Source organism: Clostridium sp. 'White wine YQ' (genome assembly GCF_028728205.1).
Taxonomy (GTDB): Bacteria; Bacillota; Clostridia; order Clostridiales; family Clostridiaceae; genus Clostridium_T.
Genome location: NZ_JAQYUU010000001.1, coordinates 211,077 through 236,613, shown reverse-complemented (window position 1 = coordinate 236,613; position 25,537 = coordinate 211,077). Strand labels below are relative to the sequence as shown.

General features: G+C 30.3%; 25 protein-coding genes and 1 other annotated feature. Of the genes, 6 read left to right on the top strand and 19 right to left on the bottom strand.

Features of this window, described 5'->3' with window-relative positions; translation table 11 throughout:
- Positions 1-49 precede the first annotated feature (49 nt).
- Positions 50-526 carry a peptide-methionine (S)-S-oxide reductase MsrA gene (msrA, locus tag PTZ02_RS01155; RefSeq protein ID WP_274225999.1) on the bottom strand — a complete coding sequence of 159 codons (477 nt, stop codon included), beginning with the start codon at positions 524-526 and terminating at the stop codon, positions 50-52.
- Between the two features lie 95 nt (positions 527-621).
- Between msrA and uvsE the strand changes: the two genes are divergently transcribed.
- The 4 genes from uvsE (at position 622) to metA (ending at position 4,910) form a co-directional block, all read left to right on the top strand.
- Positions 622-1,869: a UV DNA damage repair endonuclease UvsE gene (gene uvsE, locus PTZ02_RS01150; RefSeq protein ID WP_274225998.1), complete on the top strand. Its 1,248-nt coding sequence runs from the start codon at positions 622-624 to the stop codon at positions 1,867-1,869.
- Positions 1,870-1,975: 106 nt separating this feature from the next.
- Positions 1,976-2,139, top strand: a binding site (T-box leader).
- 48 nt (positions 2,140-2,187) lie between these two features.
- On the top strand, positions 2,188-2,457 hold the full coding sequence (locus PTZ02_RS01145) for an ACT domain-containing protein (protein ID WP_202767871.1): 270 nt from the start codon (positions 2,188-2,190) through the stop codon (positions 2,455-2,457).
- Positions 2,458-2,471: 14 nt separating this feature from the next.
- Positions 2,472-3,827, top strand: a complete 1,356-nt coding sequence (locus PTZ02_RS01140) for a PFL family protein (protein ID WP_202767872.1) — start codon at positions 2,472-2,474, stop codon at positions 3,825-3,827.
- 165 nt (positions 3,828-3,992) lie between these two features.
- A complete protein-coding gene (gene metA / locus PTZ02_RS01135; protein WP_274225997.1) occupies positions 3,993-4,910 on the top strand; it encodes a homoserine O-acetyltransferase MetA in 918 nt (305 codons plus the stop codon).
- 43 nt (positions 4,911-4,953) lie between these two features.
- Here the strand turns inward: metA and secG are convergent, their stop codons facing one another.
- From secG to PTZ02_RS01070, 13 genes are all read right to left on the bottom strand, one after another.
- Positions 4,954-5,184, bottom strand: coding sequence for a preprotein translocase subunit SecG (gene secG / locus PTZ02_RS01130; RefSeq protein WP_274225996.1), 231 nt, complete (start codon positions 5,182-5,184; stop codon positions 4,954-4,956).
- 217 nt (positions 5,185-5,401) lie between these two features.
- Complete coding sequence (locus PTZ02_RS01125) at positions 5,402-5,635, bottom strand: hypothetical protein (RefSeq protein ID WP_274225995.1); 234 nt, start codon at positions 5,633-5,635, stop codon at positions 5,402-5,404.
- A 413-nt stretch (positions 5,636-6,048) separates the two neighbouring features.
- Positions 6,049-7,347, bottom strand: a complete 1,299-nt coding sequence (gene eno, locus PTZ02_RS01120) for a phosphopyruvate hydratase (protein WP_274225994.1) — start codon at positions 7,345-7,347, stop codon at positions 6,049-6,051.
- A gap of 188 nt (positions 7,348-7,535) precedes the next feature.
- The gene (locus PTZ02_RS01115) at positions 7,536-8,156 is read right to left on the bottom strand and encodes a hypothetical protein (RefSeq protein ID WP_274225993.1); all 621 of its coding nucleotides are present in this window, start codon (positions 8,154-8,156) and stop codon (positions 7,536-7,538) included.
- Positions 8,157-8,266: 110 nt separating this feature from the next.
- Positions 8,267-9,355: an iron-containing alcohol dehydrogenase family protein gene (locus PTZ02_RS01110; RefSeq protein WP_274225992.1), complete on the bottom strand. Its 1,089-nt coding sequence runs from the start codon at positions 9,353-9,355 to the stop codon at positions 8,267-8,269.
- A 100-nt stretch (positions 9,356-9,455) separates the two neighbouring features.
- On the bottom strand, positions 9,456-10,367 hold the full coding sequence (locus PTZ02_RS01105; protein ID WP_274225991.1) for an aldo/keto reductase: 912 nt from the start codon (positions 10,365-10,367) through the stop codon (positions 9,456-9,458).
- A 123-nt stretch (positions 10,368-10,490) separates the two neighbouring features.
- Positions 10,491-11,237: a nickel pincer cofactor biosynthesis protein LarB gene (gene larB / locus PTZ02_RS01100; RefSeq protein WP_274225990.1), complete on the bottom strand. Its 747-nt coding sequence runs from the start codon at positions 11,235-11,237 to the stop codon at positions 10,491-10,493.
- On the bottom strand, positions 11,230-12,519 hold the full coding sequence (gene larC, locus PTZ02_RS01095; protein WP_274225989.1) for a nickel pincer cofactor biosynthesis protein LarC: 1,290 nt from the start codon (positions 12,517-12,519) through the stop codon (positions 11,230-11,232). Before larC ends, larB begins: the two co-directional genes overlap by 8 nt.
- Positions 12,520-12,639: 120 nt before the next feature.
- Positions 12,640-13,365 (bottom strand): energy-coupling factor ABC transporter ATP-binding protein, encoded by a 726-nt coding sequence (locus PTZ02_RS01090; RefSeq protein WP_274225988.1) that lies wholly within the window; start codon positions 13,363-13,365, stop codon positions 12,640-12,642.
- Positions 13,366-13,377: 12 nt separating this feature from the next.
- Complete coding sequence (locus PTZ02_RS01085) at positions 13,378-14,178, bottom strand: energy-coupling factor transporter transmembrane component T (RefSeq protein ID WP_274225987.1); 801 nt, start codon at positions 14,176-14,178, stop codon at positions 13,378-13,380.
- Positions 14,175-15,158, bottom strand: coding sequence for a cobalt transporter CbiM (gene cbiM, locus PTZ02_RS01080; RefSeq protein WP_274225986.1), 984 nt, complete (start codon positions 15,156-15,158; stop codon positions 14,175-14,177). Before cbiM ends, PTZ02_RS01085 begins: the two co-directional genes overlap by 4 nt.
- Positions 15,159-15,229: 71 nt before the next feature.
- A complete protein-coding gene (locus PTZ02_RS01075; RefSeq protein ID WP_274225985.1) occupies positions 15,230-16,387 on the bottom strand; it encodes an aldo/keto reductase in 1,158 nt (385 codons plus the stop codon).
- 28 nt (positions 16,388-16,415) lie between these two features.
- On the bottom strand, positions 16,416-17,594 hold the full coding sequence (locus tag PTZ02_RS01070) for an iron-containing alcohol dehydrogenase (RefSeq protein WP_274225984.1): 1,179 nt from the start codon (positions 17,592-17,594) through the stop codon (positions 16,416-16,418).
- Positions 17,595-17,904: 310 nt separating this feature from the next.
- Between PTZ02_RS01070 and PTZ02_RS01065 the strand changes: the two genes are divergently transcribed.
- Entirely contained in the window at positions 17,905-18,309 is a 405-nt protein-coding gene (locus tag PTZ02_RS01065) for a winged helix-turn-helix transcriptional regulator (protein ID WP_207753627.1), read from the top strand.
- A gap of 60 nt (positions 18,310-18,369) precedes the next feature.
- On the opposite strand, the gene larE is transcribed toward PTZ02_RS01065, so the two are convergent.
- Positions 18,370-19,206: an ATP-dependent sacrificial sulfur transferase LarE gene (gene larE, locus PTZ02_RS01060; RefSeq protein ID WP_274225983.1), complete on the bottom strand. Its 837-nt coding sequence runs from the start codon at positions 19,204-19,206 to the stop codon at positions 18,370-18,372.
- Between the two features lie 183 nt (positions 19,207-19,389).
- Positions 19,390-19,713 (bottom strand): winged helix-turn-helix transcriptional regulator, encoded by a 324-nt coding sequence (locus tag PTZ02_RS01055; RefSeq protein ID WP_274225982.1) that lies wholly within the window; start codon positions 19,711-19,713, stop codon positions 19,390-19,392.
- Between the two features lie 122 nt (positions 19,714-19,835).
- Here PTZ02_RS01055 and PTZ02_RS01050 point away from each other — a divergent pair, with 122 nt between their 5' ends.
- Positions 19,836-20,369 carry a nitroreductase family protein gene (locus tag PTZ02_RS01050; protein ID WP_274225981.1) on the top strand — a complete coding sequence of 178 codons (534 nt, stop codon included), beginning with the start codon at positions 19,836-19,838 and terminating at the stop codon, positions 20,367-20,369.
- A gap of 50 nt (positions 20,370-20,419) precedes the next feature.
- Here PTZ02_RS01050 and PTZ02_RS01045 read toward each other — a convergent pair whose 3' ends face one another.
- From PTZ02_RS01045 to gpmI, 3 genes are all read right to left on the bottom strand, one after another.
- Positions 20,420-21,001: a protein kinase gene (locus PTZ02_RS01045; protein ID WP_274225980.1), complete on the bottom strand. Its 582-nt coding sequence runs from the start codon at positions 20,999-21,001 to the stop codon at positions 20,420-20,422.
- Between the two features lie 170 nt (positions 21,002-21,171).
- The gene (locus PTZ02_RS01040; RefSeq protein ID WP_274225979.1) at positions 21,172-23,697 is read right to left on the bottom strand and encodes a cation-translocating P-type ATPase; all 2,526 of its coding nucleotides are present in this window, start codon (positions 23,695-23,697) and stop codon (positions 21,172-21,174) included.
- Between the two features lie 266 nt (positions 23,698-23,963).
- Entirely contained in the window at positions 23,964-25,499 is a 1,536-nt protein-coding gene (gene gpmI, locus PTZ02_RS01035; RefSeq protein ID WP_274225978.1) for a 2,3-bisphosphoglycerate-independent phosphoglycerate mutase, read from the bottom strand.
- Between the last annotated feature and the right edge of the window lie 38 nt (positions 25,500-25,537).

The following is a 25,537-nucleotide window of genomic DNA, read 5'->3' as shown; positions in this document are numbered from 1 at the left end:
ATTAAATTTGGAGCTCAAACTTTTGTAGTTTTTTTATAAAATCCTATAACTAAGCATTTAGATTTATATGACAATAACCACCAGGATTCTTTTTTAAATATTTTTGATGATATTCCTCTGCATCATAAAAACATTTTAAGTCTTTTATTTCAGTTACTATCGGTTTATCATATTTATCTTGTTCTTTATCTCTATAATCTTGGATCTCATTAAGATCATTTTTATCAATATAATATATACCAGTTCTATATTGATGACCTATATCGGGTCCTTGTCTGTTCTCTACTGTAGGTTCAATTATTCCAAAATATTTTTCCAAAAGATCATTTAAAGAAAGTATTTCTTCATCATATTTTACATAACAGGCTTCAGCATGACCTGTAGTCCCTGTACAAACCTCTTCATATGTTGGATTTTCTTTTGTTCCGTTTGCATACCCAACCTTGGTTTCTTTAACTCCTTCAATTCTTGAAATATATTCTTCAACTCCCCAAAAACATCCACCAGCTAAAACTATTTCCTTCAAATTTATCACCTCGTTAACATATTCTTTTTTTATATTATGATATATATACGATACTTTGTAAACAATAAACTATATTGATTTCGGTAGGTGATTTTATGAATATTGGATATGCATGTATTTCATTAACTACGGATGCGCGAACAAATAGAAAATTACTATTAAAAAATTATTCTGATGACGAATTAAGATTAATAATAAAAGAGAATCTTTCTGATTTGATGAAAATTTTAATTAATAATAAAAAGAATAATATTTTTCTCTATAGAATTTCCTCTGATATTATTCCCCTTGCAAGTCATGAAATTAATACTTTTCCGTGGAAAGAAGCATTCAAAGATGAACTTTTAGAAATTGGTACATATATCAAAGAAAACAATATGAGAGTATCAATGCACCCTGGTCAATATACAGTTATTAATTCTCCCAAACAAGAAGTTATAAAGAATTCTATTGCAGAACTTCAATATCACACAGATTTTCTTAATGCCTTGGGAGTTGATTACTCGAATAAAATAGTGCTACATATTGGAGGAGTTTATGGTGACAAAGTCTCTGCAAAAGAGAGATTTATATCCAGTTTTAGAAATTTGTCAGAATCAACAAGGCAAAGACTTGTAGTTGAAAATGATGAAAAAAATTTTTCTCTTGAAGATGTTTTAGATATTTCATATAAGATTGAAATACCTGTTATTTATGATAACTTACATAACTATTGCCATGGCAGTAACAACCTCACGCATAAAGAAATATATAAACTAGTATCAAAAACTTGGAAATGCAAAGACGGAAATATGAAAGTTCATTATTCAGAACAGGACAAAAATAAGAAAAAGGGATCTCATTCTCAAACAATTAATCTTAAACTATTTTTAGATTATTTTAATGAGGTTAAAGAATTTAATCCTGATATAATGCTTGAGGTTAAGGATAAAGATATTTCTAGTATTAAAGTAATTAATGCTCTAAATGAGCTAAGTGGTATCCCTGCTTCAAAATCATTAATTTACGATGAATGGGCAAAATATAAATATTTAATTATGGCATATAATTATGAATTTTATAAAGAATGTCAAAATATTATTAAGAATAATTCTGGAATAATTGAACTATATAATAAAATAGATTCTTGTACACAGAATCCTTTAGTTGAAGGAAATTTAGTTAACACCCTTGAACATATATGGGGATATTTTAAAGCTTCAGCTACTTCACAAGAAAAAAATCATTTTTTCAAACTATTATCAGAAAAAAATTTAATCAAATGTAAAGATTATTTATATAAGCTTTCTTATAAATATCAAGAAAGTTATCTATTAAATTCGTATTTCTTCAAAGAATTATAATGTTAACTAAATGCTATTATTAGAATAAATTAATTAACAAAATTTTATTTTTATTTTCAAATTGACAATTTTTAATATACAATATAAAATAATCAATATAATAGAATATAAAGCGATGAAAAAGAAAAGTAGCAATATTTATCCTTTTAGAGAGGTTGTGTTCGGTGCAAACAACTAGGTTGATATTGTAAAAGGAGCTTTGGAGCATTAATTTTTTAAAGATGGGCTATTGCCAAAAAGGGTGGAACCGCGGATTTTTTCGTCCCTTTGTTGGTAAGGCTTTTTTTTATATATAAAATTTTAGAAGGAGTGGATAAGATGAAAGCAATATTAACAGTAATAGGTAAAGATAAGGTGGGCATTATAGCAGGTATAAGTAGTGAACTTCAAGCATTAGAAATTAATATCCTTGACGTTACTCAAACTATTATGCAGGGATATTTTACAATGATCATGATGCTAGATTTAGAAAAAACCACTAAGAATTTTGAAGAAGTTAAAAACAGTTTACTTAAAAAAGGTGAATCTTTAGGAGTAGAAGTTAAAATTCAAAGAGAAGAAATATTCAATTCTATGCACACACTATAATATGGAGGTATCATATGAACGCAAATAATATATTAGAAACCATAAAAATGATAGAAGAAGAAAAATTAGATATTAGAACTATTACAATGGGTATTTCTCTTTTGGATTGTATCGACTCTGATGGAGATAAAGCTAGAGCGAAAATATATGATAAAATCACAAAATCTGCTGAAAACTTAGTTAAGGTAGGGGAACAAATTGAAAGTGAGTTTGGTATTCCAATAGTAAATAAGAGAGTTTCAGTTACTCCAATTTCTTTAATTGGTGGTGCTACAAATGAAACCAGTTATGTAAAATTTGCTGAAACCTTAGATAAAGCTGCTGCATCTTTAGGAATTGACTTTCTAGGTGGATTCTCTGCTCTTGTACATAAAGGATATACAAAAGGCGATAAAATTTTAATTAATTCTATTCCTGAAGCTTTAGCGACAACAAACAAAGTATGCTCTTCTGTTAATGTTGGTTCTACAAGATGCGGTATTAATATGGATGCTGTTAAGGAAATGGGAGAAATAATTAAAAGAACTGCTGAACTTACAAAGGATACTCAAGGGCTAGGTTGTGCTAAACTTGTAGTCTTTGCAAATGCAGTTGAAGATAATCCATTTATGGCTGGTGCTTTCCATGGTGTTGGTGAAGCTGAACGTATCATAAATGTTGGAGTAAGTGGACCTGGCGTTGTTAAAAGAGCCCTTGAGAAGGTTAAAGGAGGCAGCTTTGATTTAGTTGCTGAAACAGTAAAGAAAACTGCTTTTAAAATCACTAGAATGGGACAATTAGTTGCTTTAGAAGCATCTGATAGATTAGGAGTACCTTTTGGAATTGTAGATCTTTCACTTGCACCAACTCCTGCAGTCGGTGACTCTGTTGCTCATATACTTGAAGAAATGGGATTAGAAGTAGTAGGAACCCACGGTACTACTGCTGCTCTTGCTCTATTAAATGATGCAGTAAAAAAAGGTGGAGTAATGGCTTGTGGTCATGTAGGAGGCTTAAGCGGAGCTTTCATACCAGTATCTGAAGATGCAGGAATGATAGATGCAGTACTAAACGGCTCATTAAACTTAGAAAAACTTGAGGCAATGACTGCAATCTGCTCAGTTGGACTAGATATGATTGCAATTCCTGGTGACGCTTCTGCATCTACAATTTCAGCTATGATTGCTGATGAAGCTGCTATAGGTGTAATAAATAATAAAACTACTGCAGTAAGAATAATTCCTGCACCAGGTACTAAAGTTGGTGACATGGTGGAATTTGGAGGATTACTAGGTAGAGCTCCAGTAATGACAATTAACAAGTACTCTTCTTTTGATTTTATTCAAAGAGGTGGAAGAATTCCAGCACCAATTCATTCATTTAAAAATTAGAATTATTATTGATGAAAATGGCGATAGCTTATTACTATCGCTATTTTTTTATTTAATAATCCCACTAAACTTGTTCTTTCCTAACATACTTCTTTTATGTATAATATATATATTAATTAAAATCCTTGCATTTTTATGCATATAACTTTAATTGGGGGTGAAAGCATGCCATTAAAAATTCCTAGTGATTTGCCTGCTTTCAATATCTTAAGAGATGAAAATATTTTTGTAATGAGTAATTTAAGAGCTGAAACACAACAAATAAGGCCTCTTAAAATTGCTATTTTCAATCTAATGCCTACAAAGATTTCAACTGAAAATCAGTTGCTTAGGCATTTAGCAAATACTCCACTGCAGGTCGAAATTAAATTAATCCAAACTAAAACATACACCTCGTCTCACACATCTTCACAGCACTTAGATAAGTTTTATAATTATTTCGAAGATATAAAAGACGAAAAATTTGATGGATTAATTATTACAGGGGCTCCTATTGAGCATCTTTCTTTCGAAGAAGTGGATTATTGGGATGAACTTACAGAAATAATGGAATGGAGCAAACATAATGTTTACTCTACTCTTCATATTTGTTGGGGGGCACAAGCAGGTCTGTATTATCATTATAGTATTCCAAAATACAAGCTTAAGGAAAAAGCATTTGGGGTTTTTTCACATAAAATATGCGTTAAAAACCACGAGTTATTGCGTGGTGTAGACGACGTCTTTTATGCTCCTCATTCAAGACATACTGAGGTATTAAGAGAAGATATTGAAAAGGTTTGTGATTTGCAAATATTAGCCGAATCTGATGAGGCTGGAGTCTTTATAGTAACTTCAAAATCAGGAAGAGATGTTTTTATTACTGGTCATTTAGAGTATGATAGAACTACCTTACAAGATGAATATGAAAGAGATTTATCTAAAGGTCTTAATATTAAAATACCAGAAAACTATTTTCCTCATAATGATCCATCCAAAACACCTTATGTAACTTGGAGATCTGCCGCTAATATTATATTCTCAAATTGGCTAAATTATTTTGTTTATCAAAATACGCCTTATAATTTAAATGAATTAGACTAATAAAATATACAAAAAAAATAACTCAGCATCCGCTGAGTTATTTCTATTTAACTAAATTTAAAATTACTGTATTTATCGCAAATAGAGCCATTGCTGCTGCTGTTAATTTTGCTAACATAGCTTCTTTTGTTCTGCCTTTATTTTTAGCAAAAAAGGTTTCACTTCTTCCTTGAATTAATCCACTTAATCCATCAGTTTTACCTGGTTGAAGCATTACAGAAATTATTACTGCCAATCCTAATATTGTCTCTAATATTATTAATGCTGTTTTCATCCCTAACCTCCTGATTACAACTTAATACTAAGCTATACTATTCCCAACACCTCAAAACTTAGTATAAAACACCTTTTAATATGATATCATATTTAGAAACTTATTACAATAAGTTTATTATTTATACTCCTTCAATATAGTTATGTTTATAGTTAGTAGTATTATATCTTTATGTACTTATGTAATCTAAATAATGTATTGCTCTTCATACTTATTATTATATTGTATCTTTTAAAATATCCATTAAATTTCCTGGATACTTTCGTATTTCCTTCAACTTACTTACACATTCTTTAATATCTTTATATGGCAACTTCATAATTACTTCATGGGGAAGTGTCCACCATTTTAACTCAAGTAAGTCGCTTATTATTTCATCTGAAAATCTCATCTTAATTACTTCAGCTTTATTACCCACAACTATAGCGTATGATGGAACTTCTTTCAACAAAAATATTATTTTCTAAGTCAAATGAAATAGCATCAAATTCATTTGCTCCTTCTAACCAATCTGCTCTTGAAAAATACTAGAATCACTACTATATTGCATATAATATCCATCCCTTACTTTATAATTTGCATACCAACACTAGTATATCATATTTATTCATGCATATGAATTAAACTCATATGATACATTTTATATTTAAAAATGCTAATGGATTATGTATCATACTGAATTATTTAAGTGATTAAATTCTAGTGAACTTTACAAGACGCATTCTTCAGTAGTAGATAAATAAAGCTACTTCAAGATTGAATATTAATTGAATGTTATACTTAAAAAATAAAAAAGGAGATGCGCTAAACTATTTATTTAATAGTTTTGCAACTTCTCCTTTAGCACTTTGAACTAAATAATATCTATTGCTTCTTTATATTGAAGAAAGCATCTATTCCTCTATATTCTGCAACATCTCCTAATTCTTCTTCTATTCTAAGTAATTGATTATACTTAGCAACTCTTTCAGATCTGCAAGGTGCACCGGTCTTAATTTGACCTGCATTTACAGCAACAACTAAATCAGCAATAGTAGTGTCTTCTGTTTCTCCACTTCTATGAGATACAACAGCTGTATATCCTGCTCTATTAGCCATTTCAATAGCATTAAGTGTTTCTGTTAATGTACCAATTTGGTTAAGTTTTATAAGAATTGAGTTTGCAACTCCCTTTTGAATTCCAGTATTTAATCTACTTGTATTTGTAACAAATAAATCATCACCAACTAATTGAATTTTTCCACCTAATCTATCAGTAAGTATCTTCCAACCTTCCCAATCTTCTTCTGCAACACCATCTTCTATTGAGATTATTGGATATTTTTCAACCCAATTTGCATAGAAATCAACTAATTCTGCTGCAGTTAATGTTTTTCCTTCATGTTTTAATTCATACTTACCATCTTTATAGAATTCTGAAGATGCAGCATCAATTGCAATAAATACATCTTTACCTGCTTCATATCCAGCTTTTTGTATTGCTTCTAATATTACTGTGATTGCTTCTTCATTACTCTTAAGATTTGGTGCAAATCCACCTTCATCACCAACTCCAGTTGAGTAATTTTTTTCATTTAAAGTTGACTTTAATGCATGGTATACTTCTGAAGAAATTCTTACAGCATCACTAAATGTTGCTGCACCAACAGGCATAATCATAAATTCTTGTAAATCAACTGAATTATCAGCATGTGAACCTCCATTAATTATGTTCATCATAGGAACTGGAAGAACTTTTGCATTTACTCCTCCGATATACTGATAAAGTGAAAGACCTAAATAATTAGCTGCTGCTTGAGCTACTGCAAGTGAAACTCCAAGTATTGCATTAGCACCTAGTTTACCTTTATTTTCAGTTCCATCTAATTGAATTAATACCTTGTCGATGTAAGTTTGATCAAAAACATTCATTCCAATTAGTTCTGTTGCTATTTCTTCATTTACATTTTCAACTGCTTTAAGTACTCCTTTTCCATTATATAGAGCTTTTTCACCGTCCCTTAATTCTACGGCTTCATAAATTCCTGTTGAAGCTCCTGATGGTACAGCTGCTCTACCAGTAGTTCCATCTTCAAGTACTACCTCAACTTCTACTGTTGGAAAACTTCTTGAATCTAATATTTGTCTTCCTATTACGTCAACAATTTCTACATATTGTTTCATTAATTATACCCTCCTTATAAAATAACTAGCCTTATTATTATTTCTAGATAATCAATTAATAATACTAGTTTTTAGTTTTACTTAATTTATGTAACCTAAAATTTACTTGTGTTATTATTATTTTCCTTTTATGCTTACATTATACTCCACTTATTTGATAATTTCAACCATTTGATAATAAGTATCATTTATTTATCATCTATTTCATTTAGTAGCTTCTGTATAAATCTTAATTCATTACCCTTTTGAAAAAAATATATTCTTAAGGTAACTAAAATTCCCCCTATTGCTCCTGCGATGATATCACCCATTGTATCTATTAAACTATATCTTTGAGAATCCAATCCAAATAGCTGATCAGTTGTAAACTCATATATTTCCCATACCCCAGCCATAGTAATTGAGAAAAACAATGAAAATAATACACCCAGCAGAGGATTCAAACTTTTTCTATCTATTTCTCTGGTAAGTTTATAGAAAATTAAGTATCCTATGCAGGCTAAAATCATTCCTGAAATCAAATGTAAAAACTTATCCCAATAATAAAATGTCTTGTAAAATCCACACACTTTACCTAAGAACATGGCTAAGAAAATAAAAATAACTATTAAATTATATATAGTTCTTGGTAACATAAATCTGCTTTTCTGTAGAAGAAACCAGCTGCATAATAACACTGCTAATGCAAATAAAGTATTACCAATCTTATTTGGATAACCTGAAAAAACTTCAACAATTATAGCTATCCCTAATAGTGATATAAAAATACTTGTGAGATTAAACAAATTATTAATACTACGCTTCTTCAATATAACCACATCCAAAAATCAAACTCATAATCTATAATATATGCCTTGCATAATATTAATATCCATAGGAGTAAGATTTTTAGTTGGGTATCATTTTCTTAAGCCTATTATTATAAACTTCTTTTATATATATTTAGTAATTCTTCATAAGTAATTTCTTCCGGATGATTTGCGAGCTTCCCTTTATTTTCAAATATTCCTTTAGCATATTCCTCAATTTCTACATTAGTTAGATTTATTTCAATCTTTGTAAGATCTCTTAATATTTTTTCAAATTTTTCATAGCTATCAATTCCTAATATTTTAGGAATTTTATCAACCTTTTCTCTATGCTTAAATACCCTTAAGTATTCCACGTATAATACACCATTTGCAAGGCCATGAGGTATACCTTTATTGTAGGTAAGTGCATATCCCATGCCATGAGGCAAAGATGTTCCTGTTTGTGCAATTAGTATTCCACCTAAAGTCGAAGCAAACATTAGTTTTTCTCTAATCTTAATATCTAAATCTCCTGATATTAAAGACTCAATGCATTCTCCCCATATTCTCATGCCAGCTTCAGCAATAGCATCTGTTAAAATACTTGCATTTCTATTTAAATATCCCTCAACTAGATGTGAAAATGCATCTACTGCGGTATTTACTGTTATTTTTAATGGAGCCTCTAAAGTATATCTTGGATCTAAGAAAGATATTACAGGAAATATGCTCTGTCCGTAATTCTTTTTTGTTTTTTCTTTATGAATAGTTACTATAGCATACTGTGTAACTTCACTACCAGTACCTGAAGTTGTTGGCACTGCTACTATATCCACAGATTTAAGATTTGATTTTATAAATACATCCTCCCCACTTATTGAGGCGTTTTTTACTAATATTCCTATTACCTTTGAAGAATCCAGCGGAGACCCTCCACCTATACCTACTATAAAATCAATTTTTTCTTTTCTCCCTAGTTCTCCTGCTTTCTCAATAGTTTCTAGGGAAGGGTTTTCCTCCACCTCATCAAAAATAATATATTCAATTGAAGCTTTCTTTAATGCTTCTTCAACATCTTTTAAAGAACCATTTTTCTTTGATGATCCCCTACCTGTAACTATTAAAGCCTTTTTACCTAGCTTAGCAAATTCCTTATAATTTTCTTGAATTACATTTTCTCCTGAAAGTATCTTTGTTGGCATATAAAAACTGTTCATTATAATTCTCCTTTGCATTTTTAATTATAGTATAATACCAATTTCCTATTATGAAAATATATAACAAAAGCGGATTCCTCTGAATCCGCCTTTAAAGCTATTATGGTAGTTCATTACCTGCTGCTCTATAAATTTCATACCATTCTTCTCTTGTTAATAAAACATCCGAAGCGGTGCATATATCTCTTAATCTATCTTTATTAGTTGTTCCAACAATTGTTTGAATTTTTGCTGGATGTCTTAAAATCCACGCAACTGCTAGTGCAGAAGTTGATATATTCTTTTCTGCAGCGATCTTATCTAATACTTTATTTAGTTCAGGGAACTTATCATTGTTTAAGAAAACACCTTCAAAGAATCCATATTGGAATGGTGACCAAGCTTGAATTGTAATATCCTTTAATCTAGAATACTCAAGAACACTTCCATCACGATCTATTGCTCCTGGGAATTTTGTATTTACATTAATTCCAGAATCAATCATTCCAGTGTTAGTAATACTAAGTTGTAATTGATTTATTATAAGTTTGTGCTCTGTATATTTTTGAAGTAATTCTATTTGCATTGGATTATGGTTACTTACGCCAAAGCTTTTTACTTTTCCGCTCTTATATAATTCATTAAAAGCTTCTGCTACTTCTTCTGGTTCCATTAATGTATCTGGTCTATGAAGTAGTAATGTATCAACATAATCAGTTTTTAGACGTTTTAAACTTGCATCTACTGATGATAAAATATGTTCCTTTGAAAAATCATAAAATCCTTTTCTAATACTGCACTTTGTTTGAATCTTTATTTTATCTCTTAGAGCTGGAGTAAGTGCCTCACCAAAAAGTTCTTCACTCTTTCCTCCTCCATAAATATCAGCATGATCAAAGAAATCAATCCCACATTCAACAGCAGTATTAATAAGATCTTTAACTTCATCTACTGAAAATTTATCTATTCTCATACAACCTAATACTATTTCCGATGCCATAAGTCCACTATTACCCAAATTAATTTGTTTCATTTTATTACCCTCCAAATTTATTTATATTATTTATTATTTTTTTACATTATATATATCGATTACAATTATATCTTTATATCACCTCCTAAAAGTTCTAATAAATTCTATTACAGTGATATAAATTTACAATTTATTGATGATGCTAGCATTATAAGCTGCTCCAAATCCATTGTCAATATTAACTACACTCACACCGCTGGCACAGCTATTTAGCATTGATAAAAGTGCGGAAAGCCCACCAAAGTTTGCTCCATAGCCAACACTTGTAGGAACTGCAATAACTGGTTTATTTACAAGGCCGCCTATTACACTGGCTAGAGCCCCTTCCATTCCTGCAACTACTATTACTACCTTTGCGCCTCTGATTATATCTAATCTAGAAAAAAGCCTATGAATCCCTGCAACTCCTACATCAGTAATTTTTTCCACTCTATTTCCAAGTATTTTAGCTGTTTCTACAGCCTCTTCTACTACAGGTAAATCTGATGTTCCTGCTGAAACTATAGCAATATAACTATCAGCAACATCTTGTTTCTTCTTTTTAATAGTTATTGTTCTACCTAGAGAGTTATACTCTGCCTCATTACATAGTTCTTTTACTGCCAAGTACATCTCATATGAAGCTCTAGTTCCTAATATATTGTTATCTTTTGTTAGCATAAACTTTACTATATCTCTTACTTGTTCTACAGTTTTACCCTCACAATATATGACTTCTGGATAACCTACCCTAAGCTCTCTATGATTATCTATCTTTGCAAAGCCTAACTCCTTAAATGGTAAGTCCTCAAGCTTTCCTAGTGCCTCTTCTACATCTATTTTATTATTTTTTACTGATTCCAATAATTCCTTTATATCTTCTTTATCCATTGACATTCTCCTGAAGTGTTTTATTAACTTCTTTATAAACTTTTTCTATTGGTATATTATTTTCTATTGCTATATTTCTGCAATCTTCATATTCTGCCTTATACTTAACCAATTCACCTTTATAAAAAGAGCTTTTAATAGTTACCTCTCCATATTTAGTTTTAACTTTAGAAAATTCTCTGGTTAGCATTATTTTTTCAACCTTATATTTTCTTACTCCTATGGAAGTACTTTCTTTAAAAATTACATCTAGTACTTCTTTTTCGCAGTTATTATTAACTAATATACTTAACTTTATAGCTGGTCTTCCCTTTTTCATAAATATAGGTGTTTTATAAACATCTAAAGCTCCTATTTCAAAAAGTTTTTCCTCAATATATCCATATAATTCTGGATTCATATCATCAATATTTGTTTCTATGATATATTGTTCCTGTATTTCTTCATGTTCTTCTTTTACCCCTATATAAACTCTTAATATATTGGGTATATCTAAGTCTCTATGGCCAATGCCGTACCCAATTTTCTCTATTGAAAAATCTATTTTATCAGTAAATTCTTTAACGTTAGCTGATAAAATTGCTGCTCCAGTTGGGGTAGTTGTCTCAAATTGCACTATTCCTGTATTCATTGGAATATTTTTTAGTATTTCTGCTGTTGCTGGTGCAGGTACTGGCATTAAACCATGTGCACATTTAACAAATCCACCACCTACTTGAACAGTAGATGCCATTATCTTATCTACTTTTAAATAGTCTATAGCTATAGCCGCTCCTACAATATCTACTATTGAATCAGTGGCCCCCACCTCGTGAAAATGTACTTCATTAAGCGATTTCCCATGAACTTTAGCTTCAGCTACTGCTACTTTCATAAACATTTCTATACTCATTTTTTTAATATTATCATCTAGGGTACTAGAGTTAATTATTTCTTCAATATCTTTTAAATTTCTATGTTGGTGTTCATGATCTATTTTATTAATATTTTCATGGTTGTGACCATGTATATGCCCATGACTATGGTCATGAATATGACTGTGATTATGCTGTTCTTCTGAGTGCTCATGATGTGTATGTTCATTTTTAAGTATTACATCAACTCTTGTTCCCGTTATTCCTTTTTTCGCCGAAGTTTCAAATTTTATTTCATATTCTGAATCCAACCCTAATTTTGAAATTTCTTTAATTAAATATTCTCTTGGAACTCCTAAATCTATCAAAGCAGCTAAATTCATATCTCCGCTTATTCCGCAAAAACAATCATAGTATAATACTCTCATATTTATCTCTCCATTACTTTTTTTTAAAGATTATTTAGGGTTTTAAAATTTATTCATGCCTGAAAATATCCAGAAACCGATATTTTCTAACAAGAATAAACTAAGTTTCCTATAAAAACCCTATATTATGTTATATTCCTTTAAAAATTCTTCATCCTCTATAATGTTATAATATTTATCATCTCTTATAATTTTATGATTCTCTGAAAATACAATTGCTCTTTCAAACACTCCATCAACATATTGAAAGTCGTGAGTTGCACAAAGTATCGTTTTTCCACTCTTATTTAGTGCAATCAATAAATCTCTTAGGAATCTTTTACCTTTGGGATCTATTCCACTCATAGGCTCATCTAATGTTAATACTTCTGGGTTTAAGGCCAAAACACTAGCAATTGCAACTCTTTTTTTCTCTCCACCGCTTAAATTATATGGGTGCTCATCTTTTATTTTTTCAATATTAAGCATTTTAAGACAATCATTAACTCTCTTATTTATTTCATCTTCTCTTAATCCCATTTGAATGGGGCCAAAGGCTATTTCTTCAAATACTGTTGAGCAAAAAAGCTGAGTATCTGAATTTTGAAAAACGAATCCAACTCTTTTATGAAATAACTTCAAAAATTTATTATCTTTTAATTTATTTTCATTAATTTCAGTTCCATCAAAAATATACTTACCTTCACTTGGAGATATAATTCCATTCAATAACTTCAAAAAAGTTGATTTTCCACTTCCGTTCGGACCTATAATTGCTATTGCTTCTCCTTCTTTTATATGAATGTTAATATCCTCAAGAGCTTGTTTACTTTTGTAAGTAAATGAAGCATGCTCTAGTTTTATCATTTATTAATCTCCTTAACTTGCTATAAATTCAAATATAAAAATAGTAAATAATAATATATTTATTATTATATAGATATAATCAAATTTTCCCAAGTTAAATTTTATTGGTGTTTTATACTCCCCTATGAAACCTCTGCATTCCATAGCATAGGACATTTCTTCACTCATCTTATAAGATTTAAGAAATAGATTCCCAATAATTTTTGAAATGGAATTATATTTATCATTATTAATTCCAACTGATCTAAGTTTAAACGCATATAGTAAGTTTATTGAATACTCACCTAGAAGTACAATATATTTAATTGTTATCTCTAATATCCATATAAATATATCTGGTACAAATAATAATTTTAGTGACTTACTAATTTCACTCCATTTAGTATTATGAGACAGTAAATTCATTATGACTATTGTTGTTACAATCTTTTGGCAAAGTAATAAACTATTATATATGTTTCCATATAACATAGATGGTATTAATGCAACTAAAGTTATAATTGGGAAAACCATACTTGATAGTAATATTCTTTTTCTTTCTTTACTATCCATAAGAAAAAGAGTTAGTAATAAATATATATCAAATATAGATAAAAAAATAAAACTTCTTGTTATTGATATCAAAATTACACTTAATATTGAGGCAATAACCTTAATTGTAGGATTTATTGAATAAATAATTTCATCTCTATTCTTATTTTGTCTTATTATAGCTATAATCCTAATTATGGAGAAAATACTTTTTTCTATATATGAATTTTTTTCATCTTTTGGTACGTAACTATCTTTTACTAAAAGCCATTCTTCTATCATTCTTCACCTTTCGTGCGTTTTTTTAAATTTATTTTGGAAATAATCTTAAATAGAATTATGATTAGTATTACCCCAGCTATAGCTGATAATATATACCCTATATTTTCTTTTATTCCACTTACACCATAGCCTTGCATAGGTGCATTAAAATTAACTCCTTGTTCCATCCCTTTTGGTGTAAAACCTAGTGTCTTGCTTATCTCGCTTGTATCCCATTCTCCCCAAGCAGTTCCAGATGCTAATAATCCTAAAGGGGTTGCTAAAATAATCACTAACGCTATTATAAATATCCCTCTTATCTTACTAACGCTACCCTTGTATATTACTTCTGGAGAAACTTTTCTCACATAACCATACACACCAGCTGTAATTATTGCTTCCAAAACCCCAACCACTAATAAATGAGGAATTATCATAGCTGGTATAGAAACATTTAATCCATAGGGACTATATAAAGGCAATCCACTTCCATCTTTAAATAAAAGAGGTTGTACTCCGAATTCTATTGCTGCAAATAAAGCTGCAAAATTCACTGATATATATCCACTAGCTAGAGCTCCAATATACTCTGCTTTCTTTCCGGGAACTACTTTTTTTATAAAATTAAAAATATAATATGCTGTAAATGGCATTATAAATGCCATATTAAAACAATTCACACCTAGAGCCAGCACCCCTCCATCTCCAAAGAACAATGCCTGAATTACAAGTGAAATAGTTACAGCTATTACAGCACTATATGGACCAAGTAATATAGCTGCCAAAGCTCCACCAACTGCATGTCCAGTCGTCCCACCTGGAAGAGGTATATTAAACATCATAGTCAAAAATGAAAAGGCTGCCGAAACCCCAAGTAAAGGCATTTTTTGTCTTGTTACTTCTTTTTTAATCTTAATGCTCGCCCTTCTCCAAATTGGAATCATTGCTGCACCAAATGTAGCACAAGTTGATGGACTTAAATAATTATCCGGTATATGCACTAGTTGAACACTCCTTTGAATTCAAATACAAATATTGTCATAAAAGCAAAAGCTTTTATGACAATATAAACTTATGCAAATAATGCAGTTACATTCTTTAATTCTTGGCGAATTTTAATTGATTGTGGACAATGACTTTCGCATTTACCGCATTCTACACAATTTATTGCTCTTTCCTCAGGTTTAACTCCACTATATCTAGCTTTTAGTTCTTTTTCTGTACCTGGAGTAACAAATAAACTATATTCATTATAATAAGTGAAGTTCTTTGGTATATTTACGCCTTTTGGACATGGCATACAATATTCACATGCTGTACAATTAACCTTCACTCTTTCTTTATATACATTTTTAACTTTATCCATAATTTCTAACTCTTTTTCTGACAAAGAGTTTGGAGCTGCATCACTAGCTGTTCTTATATTTTCATTGATATTATCCATATCATTCATTCCACTTAATACTACTGAAACTTCTGGGTGATTCCATACCCATCTTAGAGCCCATTCAGCTGGTGATCTTTTAACTTCATATTCATCGAACGCTTTCATTGCTTCTTCTGGTAGATTTTTAACTATCTTTCCGCCTCTAAGTGGCTCCATGATAGCTACACCTAACCCCTTACTAGCTGCATATTGCAAGCCTTCTTTACCTGCTTGATAATTTTCATCTAGATAGTTATATTGTATTTGGCAGAATGACCAATCATAATAATCAACTATACCTTTAAATACTTCTAGTTTATCATGGAAAGAAAATCCTGCATATCTTATTCTTCCATCTTTTATGGCAGAATCTAAGAATTCATCTATACCTAGTTTCTTAAGATTTTCCCATACTCCTTCATTAAGAGCATGAACTAAATAAAAATCTATTCTATCTGTTTGTAAGCGCTCTAATTGAGCATTTAAATATTTATCCATATCCTCTCTAGTCTTTATTAACCAGCTAGGTAGCTTTGTTGCTAAATTTACTTTTTCTCTATACCCATCTTTAAGAGCTCTTCCCACGAAAGGTTCACTCTCTCCTCCATTTCCCATTCCTGTACCGTGGTATGGAAAAGCTGTATCAATATAATTAACTCCATTATCTATTGCATGACGAATCATTTCAGTAGCTTTTTCTTCATCTATTTTAGTACTATCTCCATTAATAATAGGCAGTCTCATACACCCAAATCCAAGTTCTGAAACTTTTTCATTTGTTTTTCCATAAGTTCTGTATAACAAAGTAATTCCCCCTCAAAAATTATATTTCTTACTTATATGCTTTTAGCATAATTTCAATTGTCTCATCAATTGATAATTTATATGGATCTAATTCAAATAGTCCTCCCATTGTTTCTCGGGCATTTAGGGCTAGACTAGGAATTTCTTCTTTAGTAATATTATAACTTGACATTTTTAGTTCTCTTACACCGCATTCTTCTTGTAACTTTACTAAGGCTTTTACAAAGGCCATAGGTCTCTCATTTTCACTTATTGAATTAACATCAACACCCATAGCTCTCGCCATATTTACAAATCTTTCAGGAGATTTTTCTGCAAAAAATGTGTAATATGTCTCTGAAAGCATAATAAGTCCAGCTCCATGGGGAAGTTCTGGATGATTAGCACTTAGTGCATGTTCCATTGAATGTTCTGATGTACAGCTGGATGTAGATTCTACTAAACCTGAAAGAGTATTTGCCAGTGCAACTTGTGTTCTAGCTTCTAAATCATTTCCATCCTTAACAGCTTTAGACAGATATTTTGCTATTAATTCAATACTTTTAAGCGCATATGCATCACTAATAGGCGTAGCTATATTAGCTATATATCCTTCAGTTGAATGAAAAAGTGCATCAAAGCCTTGATAAGCTGTAAGATTTGGCGGAACTGTAAGCATAAGTTCAGGATCTACTACTGATAGAGTAGGAAATGTATGTTCATTCCCAAAACCAATTTTTTCTTTAGTATCTTCCTTCGTTATAACTGTCCAAGGATCTGCTTCAGTACCTGTTCCAGCAGTTGTTGTAATTGCTACGATAGGAAGTACATTTTCTTTAACAGGTAATCCTTTTCCTGAACCTCCCACAATATAATCCCAGTAGTCCCCAGGATTATTCACCATAACAGCTATGCTTTTCGCCGAGTCTATACTACTTCCCCCACCAAGTCCTATTATGAAATCACAGTTTTCCTTTTTGGCTAGAGCAGCCCCTTCCATAACATGACTCTTTATAGGATTAGGTAATATTTTATCAAATAAAACATATTCGATTTTTTTCTCAGTAAGAATACTTTCCAGTCTGTTTAAATATCCATACTTTTTTACTGAGTTTCCACCTGTTGTTACAATTAATGCCTTTTTTCCTGGCAAGTTCTCATTTAAAAGTTCATTTAATTTGCCTGCACCAAATAAAACTTTTGTTGGTATATGATAATTAAAATTCATCACAAGACCTCCTATTAATTAGCAAAAGTATATATATATAGTATATCATTTGGAATTTTTCCTACAAGACTGTACTTTATTGAAACATAGTATCCAATATGATACTGTGTTTCATATGTTATAAGGTTTTTATTGGAAACTTAATTTATTAGTTGAGCTATAAACCTTTAAACTTGCTAATTTAACTTAACTTCTATAAAATAGCTTTGATATTATATTTGTAGTATAATAATTCTAGTATAAAATGACTTTTAGATACTATAGGGCTTTAAGATACAATAAAATTCATACTATTCTAGGAGGATACTTCATGGAAGAGAAAATAACTAAATTGAAGGAAGCTACTTGTGAGATTGAAGTAACATTTGAAGTAATCGGTGGAAAGTGGAAACCACTCATATTATGGTATTTAGGTGAAATTAACACTTTGCGTTTTGGGCAACTTAAACATTTAATACCTGATATTACACATAAAATACTAACAAAACAATTAAGGGATCTTGAAGAAAATGGACTAATTGAACGAAAAGTTTATCCAGAAATTCCGCCTAAAGTTGAATATTCTATTACAGAGAATGGCAAGGAAGTTTTACCTATTCTTGAAATGATGTGCGATTGGGCTTATAAAAACAATTATTTTAATTATGATTTAAAATATGATTTATGCGGAGAAAATATAAAAAACACTTTATCACTATATGCCAATGATATTTAATGCTCATTATTAAAGAAAGGTGATAATAATAGCTTAGATTAGCTATTATTATCACCTTTTTTATTTTTTTAGAACTAATTTCTTCTCATTTTCTGTAAGGACTTCATTCATGCTTCCAGTTCTATATCCTAACATATCTAGTGTTACATATGTGAAACCAATTTTCTTAAATTCATTTCCTATGTTATCCATAACTTCTATGCTAAAGAACTTTTCTCTCTCAGAAGGTTCCACTTCTATTCTTGCTATTTCTCCATGATGTCTAACTCTAACTTGTGTTATTCCCATATCAAGTAGGAATTGCTCAGCCTTCTCAACCATTTTTAATTTATCTATAGTAATCTTGTTTCCATAAGGAAATCTTGAGGATAAACATGCAAAAGATGGTTTATTCCAGGTAGGTAATTGAAGCTCCTTAGATAAATCTCTTATATCTTTTTTAGTAAGGTTAGCAAGTTTAAGTGGGCTTACTACAGCAAGCTCTTTTGCTGCTTGCATTCCTGGTCTAAAATCTCCAGTATCATCAAGATTAGAACCATCAAAAACAAATTCTACTCCATTTTCTAAGGCTACCTCCCCAATCTTAGTAAATAATTCTTTTTTACAATAATAACATCTATTTTTAGGATTACTTGCAAAGCCTTCTATATCTAATTCTTCTGAAGAAATTATAATATGCTTAACACCCATATCCTTTGCATACTTTATAGCTTCATTTAATTCTCTTTCAGGATAAGTTGATGAGGTTGCTGTAACTGCTATCAATTTATCTCCTAAAACTTCATGTGCTACCTTCATTAGAAATGTACTATCAACACCTCCCGAAAAAGCTATTGCAGCACTGCCATGTTCTTTTATTATATTTTTGAGCGATTCATATTTTTCTTTAAGTAGCATATTTTCTCCTCCTAATTTATATATATGGCTTGTCTATATTATAGGGTTTTAAGTTAAGTTTCCTATCAAAAACCCTATACATATCTATAGTATAATTAGTGTCAATCCTATATACAAGAATGCACTTTATTGAAATATAGTATCCTAAATGATACTGTATTAAATATTTACATAGACTTTAGGTTAACACCACTTTTTTCCCCATATATTCATTTCATCAATTATATTTCTTAAGTCTTGTCCCTTTTCAGTCAATGAATATTCTACTGCTGGAGGAATAGTAGGATAAACCTTCCTCTGCACTACTCCGCATTGTTCTAATTCCCTAAGTCTTAATGTTAATGTTTTAGGACTTATGTTATGTAGAGATTTTCTTAGTTCACCAAATCTTTTTGTTCCATCAAAAAGGTTTTTAATAACTAAGAATGACCACTTTCCATCTAAAACATTCAAAGCTTTTTCCACGCAGCATATTGTTTTATCATTATTTTCAAATTCTTCTCTCACACTAATTCACTCCTATAGTTCCTTTTAGGTAATCATATGTCATAAATGTAACCACTTCCAATTTTATAGTTATGGTGTTATACTTGTCAACATGAGAAATAATTTTATTGGAGGAAATTCAAATGGATTTTTTGGATTTAGCTAAAAAAAGATATTCCGTAAGAAAATACGAGACTAAAAGCGTAGAAGAAGAAAAACTAACAAAAATATTAGAGTCTGGTAGAATTGCTCCTACTGCTGCTAATTTTCAACCTCAACGTTTAATCGTAGTTCAAAAAGAAGAAGGACTAACCAAACTAAAGAAAAGTGCAGATATTAAAGGTGCACCTTTAGCAATAATTATATGCTCAGATCACAATACTTCTTGGAAGCGAAGATACGACGATAAAGATACTGCAGATATAGATGCAAGTATAGTTACAACTCATATGATCCTACAAGCTACTGAGCTAGGCTTAGGTTCAGTATGGATTTGTCATTTTGAGCCTACTATTCTTAGAGAAGAGTTTAAATTACCAGATAATTTTGAGCCAATTAACATTTTAGCCATTGGATATGCAAAACCTGAAGAGGATGCTTCTGAGAATGCTTCTCCAAATAGACACGATACTAGGAGAAAACCCTTATCTGAAACAGTATTTTTTGAAACACTTTAAAGTAAAAAGGATTGTAAAAATGCACATGAGTCATTTTTACAATCCTTTATTTACTTCAATTTAAAATACTTTTTGAATTTATCCATCCATTCCTTTGCAACTCTGGTATCTGTCTTTTTTAAATTTTCCACAAAGACTTCTAAAACATCTAATTTTTCTAATCCCTTCATTAAATGTCTTGGATATGATTTTTTTCTAGTATAACTATTCTTAGGATCAATAATCTTAATATTACCTTTCCCATCTACATAAACATCTCTACATCTAATATCTAATTTTGTAAACTGCAATTTTTTAAATTCTTTTATAACCTTATATAATTCTTTAGTCAATTCTTTAGTTAATCCGTTGTCTTTTATATATTTATCTAATCTAACTCCTTCAACCAATTCACGAATTATATATTTATCTCCATGTTTTATTATCTTGGGAAAATATTTAGAACCCTTTGCTCGTTTAAAAACTTGTGCTTCTTTTAAGCATATTTTTTTATCATAAAATATTTTAATTATTTTTTTCCCTGGTAATAAATAAACAATCCCATTATGTCCTCTTCCTAAATATTCTCCTTCTTTAAGTAAACCCTCTACCTCATCATCTAGTTCCAAACTAACATCATACTTTTTATCCATAATATTATCCATAAAAATTACTTTATACCATAATATGCATTCAAAAATATTTTGCTATAACCGACTAAATATTTTCCGGGAAATAATTTATATATTTTGATTTATAATTATAGAGTATAGATTTAAATTTTCTATACTCTATAATTCATTCTCGATATTCACGATAGTTATCACTGCTTAAATTCTGATATATTAAGTTTAATATCTGTATTCTTATTGTTCCCTATTATTTTTATTACTTCCCACCATATTGATGATATTATACCTATGACTATTGCTAATAATAACATATCTATTTCTAACCCTGAAGTTCCAAAAATTCCATTCAAAAATGGTATATACACTATTAGAAATACCATAATTAGTGCAAGACTATTAATAAGCAATCTTGCTTTACTTTGCTTTTCTTTAAATATATTTATTATATATTGAGTGTTAGATCTATTTACTAGAACTAATATAACGTTAGATACAATTAAAACTACCAATGCAAAACTTCTAGCATAATCTACATTAAGCCCTAAATCCACCATGTAATGAAATGGAATAAAAGCTGCAGCAAACATTGATATCCCTTGCAATATAACTTTAAAAGTTAACATTCTAGTTAATAATGGCTCTTTTGGATTCCTTGGTGGCTTATCCATAATATTAGGTTCAGCCTCTTCCCCTTCAAATATTATTGAACAAGTTGGATCAATTATAAGTTCCAGTAAAACAATGTGTACTGGTAATAGAATCTGAGGAAGATTAAATAAAGGTGAAAATAGTGATAAACATATTATTGGTATATGGATAACCATAATATATACCATAGCTTTTCTGATATTATCAAATATCCTTCTTCCATCTTTTACAGAACTCACTATTGTTGTGAAATTGTCATCCATTAATACCATATGAGCTGCTTCTTTTGCTACCTCTGTCCCTCTTTTTCCCATAGCTATACCTATGTCTGCAACCTTCAATGCAGGTGCATCATTAACCCCATCTCCAGTCATAGCCACTATTTCTCCTGATGCCTTCAATGCCTTAACAATTCTCATTTTATGACCTGGAATAACTCTAGAAAATATATCACAATTAGTTACTTCTCTGCATAACTCCTCATCACTCATATTATCTATCTCATTTCCAGTAATTGCTCTATCCTTAAATTGCAGCCCTATCTCATTTCCTATGGCCATAGCTGTTTTATTATAATCACCTGTTATCATTACAACTCTTATTCCAGCTTGCTTGCATAGTTTAATTGCTTCTTTTACTCCTTCCTTAGGAGGGTCTTGAAGCCCAATTAATCCCCTAAAGGTCAGCTCATACTTTTCAATATCTTCGTATAACTCCTCAGCATCACAGTCACATATTGTAATAACCCTCAATCCTTTATTTGCCATGAAATCAACTTCTTTAAGGATTCTTTGTTTTTCTATTTCATCCATTTTGCATAGATGAAGCAATGCTTCATGGGAACCTTTTACAGCTACATAAAATTTATCATCTTTTCTATATATATTTGCCATTCTCTTTGTTTCTGAATTAAATGGAATATTTAATGCCAAATCAAAATTTTTAATGTAGGTATCGTTGATTCTTTCATTTGCCATTTTAATTATAGACTTTTCCATTGGATCATAGGGATCCTTCTCACAAGCAAAAAGCATCAACCTACTTAAATATTCATCCTTAAAATCATTAATATCAACATAACTACCGTCAAAAATGCCCTTAACTTCCATATCATTTTTTGTGATTGTGCCAGTTTTATCAACTGCTAAAATTGTAGCTGAACCTAGGGTTTCAACTGCAGATATTTTTCTCATTAGAGCATTTTTTCGTGCTAAACGAAATGCTCCTAAAGAAAGAAATACTGTTAATACAACAGGAAATTCTTCTGGAATTATTGCCATTGCAAGAGTTATTCCTGAAAGTATACTTTTGATTATGTCATGATTATAAAAATATGTCACTATAATAAGTGTTATGCATAATATCAGCCCAACAATGGCCAAGTTCTTAACTAAGGTCTGTATCTTATTTTGCAATGGAGTAAGTTCTTCTTTTGTTTCACTTATAACTTTTGCTATCTTTCCATATTCAGTATTATAACCTGTAAACTCAACCTTTGCAGTGCATGTTCCAACTACTGAAAGTGTTCCAGCATATAATTTATCTTTCTTCCAATATTCTTCGTTAACTTGCTCATTTTTGGTGATATTTTTAAATACTGGTTCAGCTTCTCCAGTAAGAATGGATTCATCTACTGAAAAGTTTGATACTTCTAAAATAGAACAGTCAGCTGGTATTCTATCTCCTTCACTTAATAAGACAATATCTCCCGGCACTAGTTCAAAGCTTTTTATTATTACTTTTTTCCCGTCTCTAATTGCTTTGACATTTGGGGCCGTTAATTCCTTTAAAGCATTTAAAGTTTTCTCTGTCTTCCATTCTTGAATAAATGTTATAGATGCTACGAATCCTACGAAAATAAGCATTATCAATGCTTCCTTAATATCTCCTAGGATAAGATATATTGTCGCAGTCCCAAGTAAAAGCAAAAACATAGGTTCCTTAAAAACTCCAATAAACTTTTTTATTGGACTGGTTTTTTCATTATTAGTAACTTCATTAAGCCCGTATTTATTTCTTAACTCTAAGACCTCTTTTGAAGATAATCCTCTCATACAATTATCCTTCATCATATCACCCCATAAAATTTTCATTCTCAATTTAATATATGCTAACCATCACAATTTGTTTCAATTGATAATGAATTAATTATAAATATACGCTTTTAATCTGATTATGTCAATGATTTCCAAAGTATATTTATTTTCAATTGATAATAATAGTCTATAATAAGAGTTAATATATTCCAATTAATAAACATTCCCTACCTTCTCAAAACTTGCCTCAAAAATAAAAAAAAGCGAAGGCTATCCTTCACTTTTTTATAAACTTGTTACTACTTAATTAAACTATTTCCTGTCATTTCTGCTGGTTTCTCTAAATCCATAACTTCAAGCATAGTTGGAGCTATATCTGAAAGTCTTCCACCTTCTTTAAGTTCTCTTCCTTTTGCTTCATTACTAATCCAAAGGAATGGTACTGGATTTGTAGTATGTGCAGTAAATGGAGCTCCTGTTGAGAAATCAATCATAGTTTCAGCATTTCCATGGTCTGCAGTTACGAATACAGTACCATCCTTTTCTAAAACCTTAGAAACTACTCTATCTAAACATGTATCTACTGTTTGAATTGCTTTTTCTGCTGCTTCAACAACTCCAGTATGACCTACCATATCAGGATTTGCATAGTTCAATATTATCATGTCATATTTATCTGAATCTAATCTATTTATAAGTTCATCAGTAACTTCATAAGCACTCATTTCTGGTTTAAGATCATATGTTGCAACCTTTGGTGAGTTTATAAGTGCTCTATCTTCATTTTCATATGGTTTTTCTACTCCACCATTGAAGAAGAATGTTACATGAGCATACTTTTCTGTTTCAGCAATTCTTAATTGATTTAATCCTTTGTTACTTACATATTCACCTAAAGTATTATTAATTCCTTCAGCTCTATACGCAACTTCTACACCTTCTAGTGTTTTATCATATTGAGTCATAGTTACATATGTAAGGTTAAGAGTTTCTCTCTTAAATCCTTCAAATACTTTATCATTTATAGCTCTAGTTATTTCTCTAGCTCTATCTGGTCTAAAATTAAAGAATATAACTGAATCACCATTTTTAATTGTTCCTGTTGCATGACCATCTTCTAATACAACTGTTGGTAATACGAATTCATCAGTTTTGTTATCATGGTATGAATTTTCCATAGCTTCTACTGCTGAATTTGCAGTTTCACCTTTACCATTAACCATAGCATCATACGCTAATTGAACTCTTTCCCATCTATTATCTCTATCCATAGCATAGTATCTTCCACTTATTGTAGCTACTTTTCCTATAGAATTTGCTTTCATATAATCTTCAATTTCTAAAACGAAATCTTTTCCTGATGATGGAGGAACGTCTCTTCCATCCATAAACGCATGTAGATATACTTTTGTTAAACCGTTATCCTTTGCTAATTTTAGTAGTCCTTTTAAATGATCTATGTGAGAATGAACTCCACCATCTGATAATAAACCTAATAAATGTAATGATGAATTATTATCTTTTGCATTTTTAACTGCTTTTAATAATGCTTCATTTTTAAAGAAATTACCTTCTTCGATTTCTTTAGTTATTCTTGTTAACTCTTGATATATTATTCTTCCTGCACCGATATTTAAATGTCCTACCTCTGAATTTCCCATTTGACCAGTTGGTAAACCTACATCTAATCCTGATGCTTGGATTTGGGTATGAGGATACTCATTGAATAATCTATCATAATTTGGTTTATTTGCAGCTTCAACAGCATTTCCATCTGACTTTGGAGCTATTCCAAAACCATCTAATATCATTAATAAAACGGGCTTCTTTGCCATAATTACCTCCAAAATAATACTTATTATTATAAAAAGAA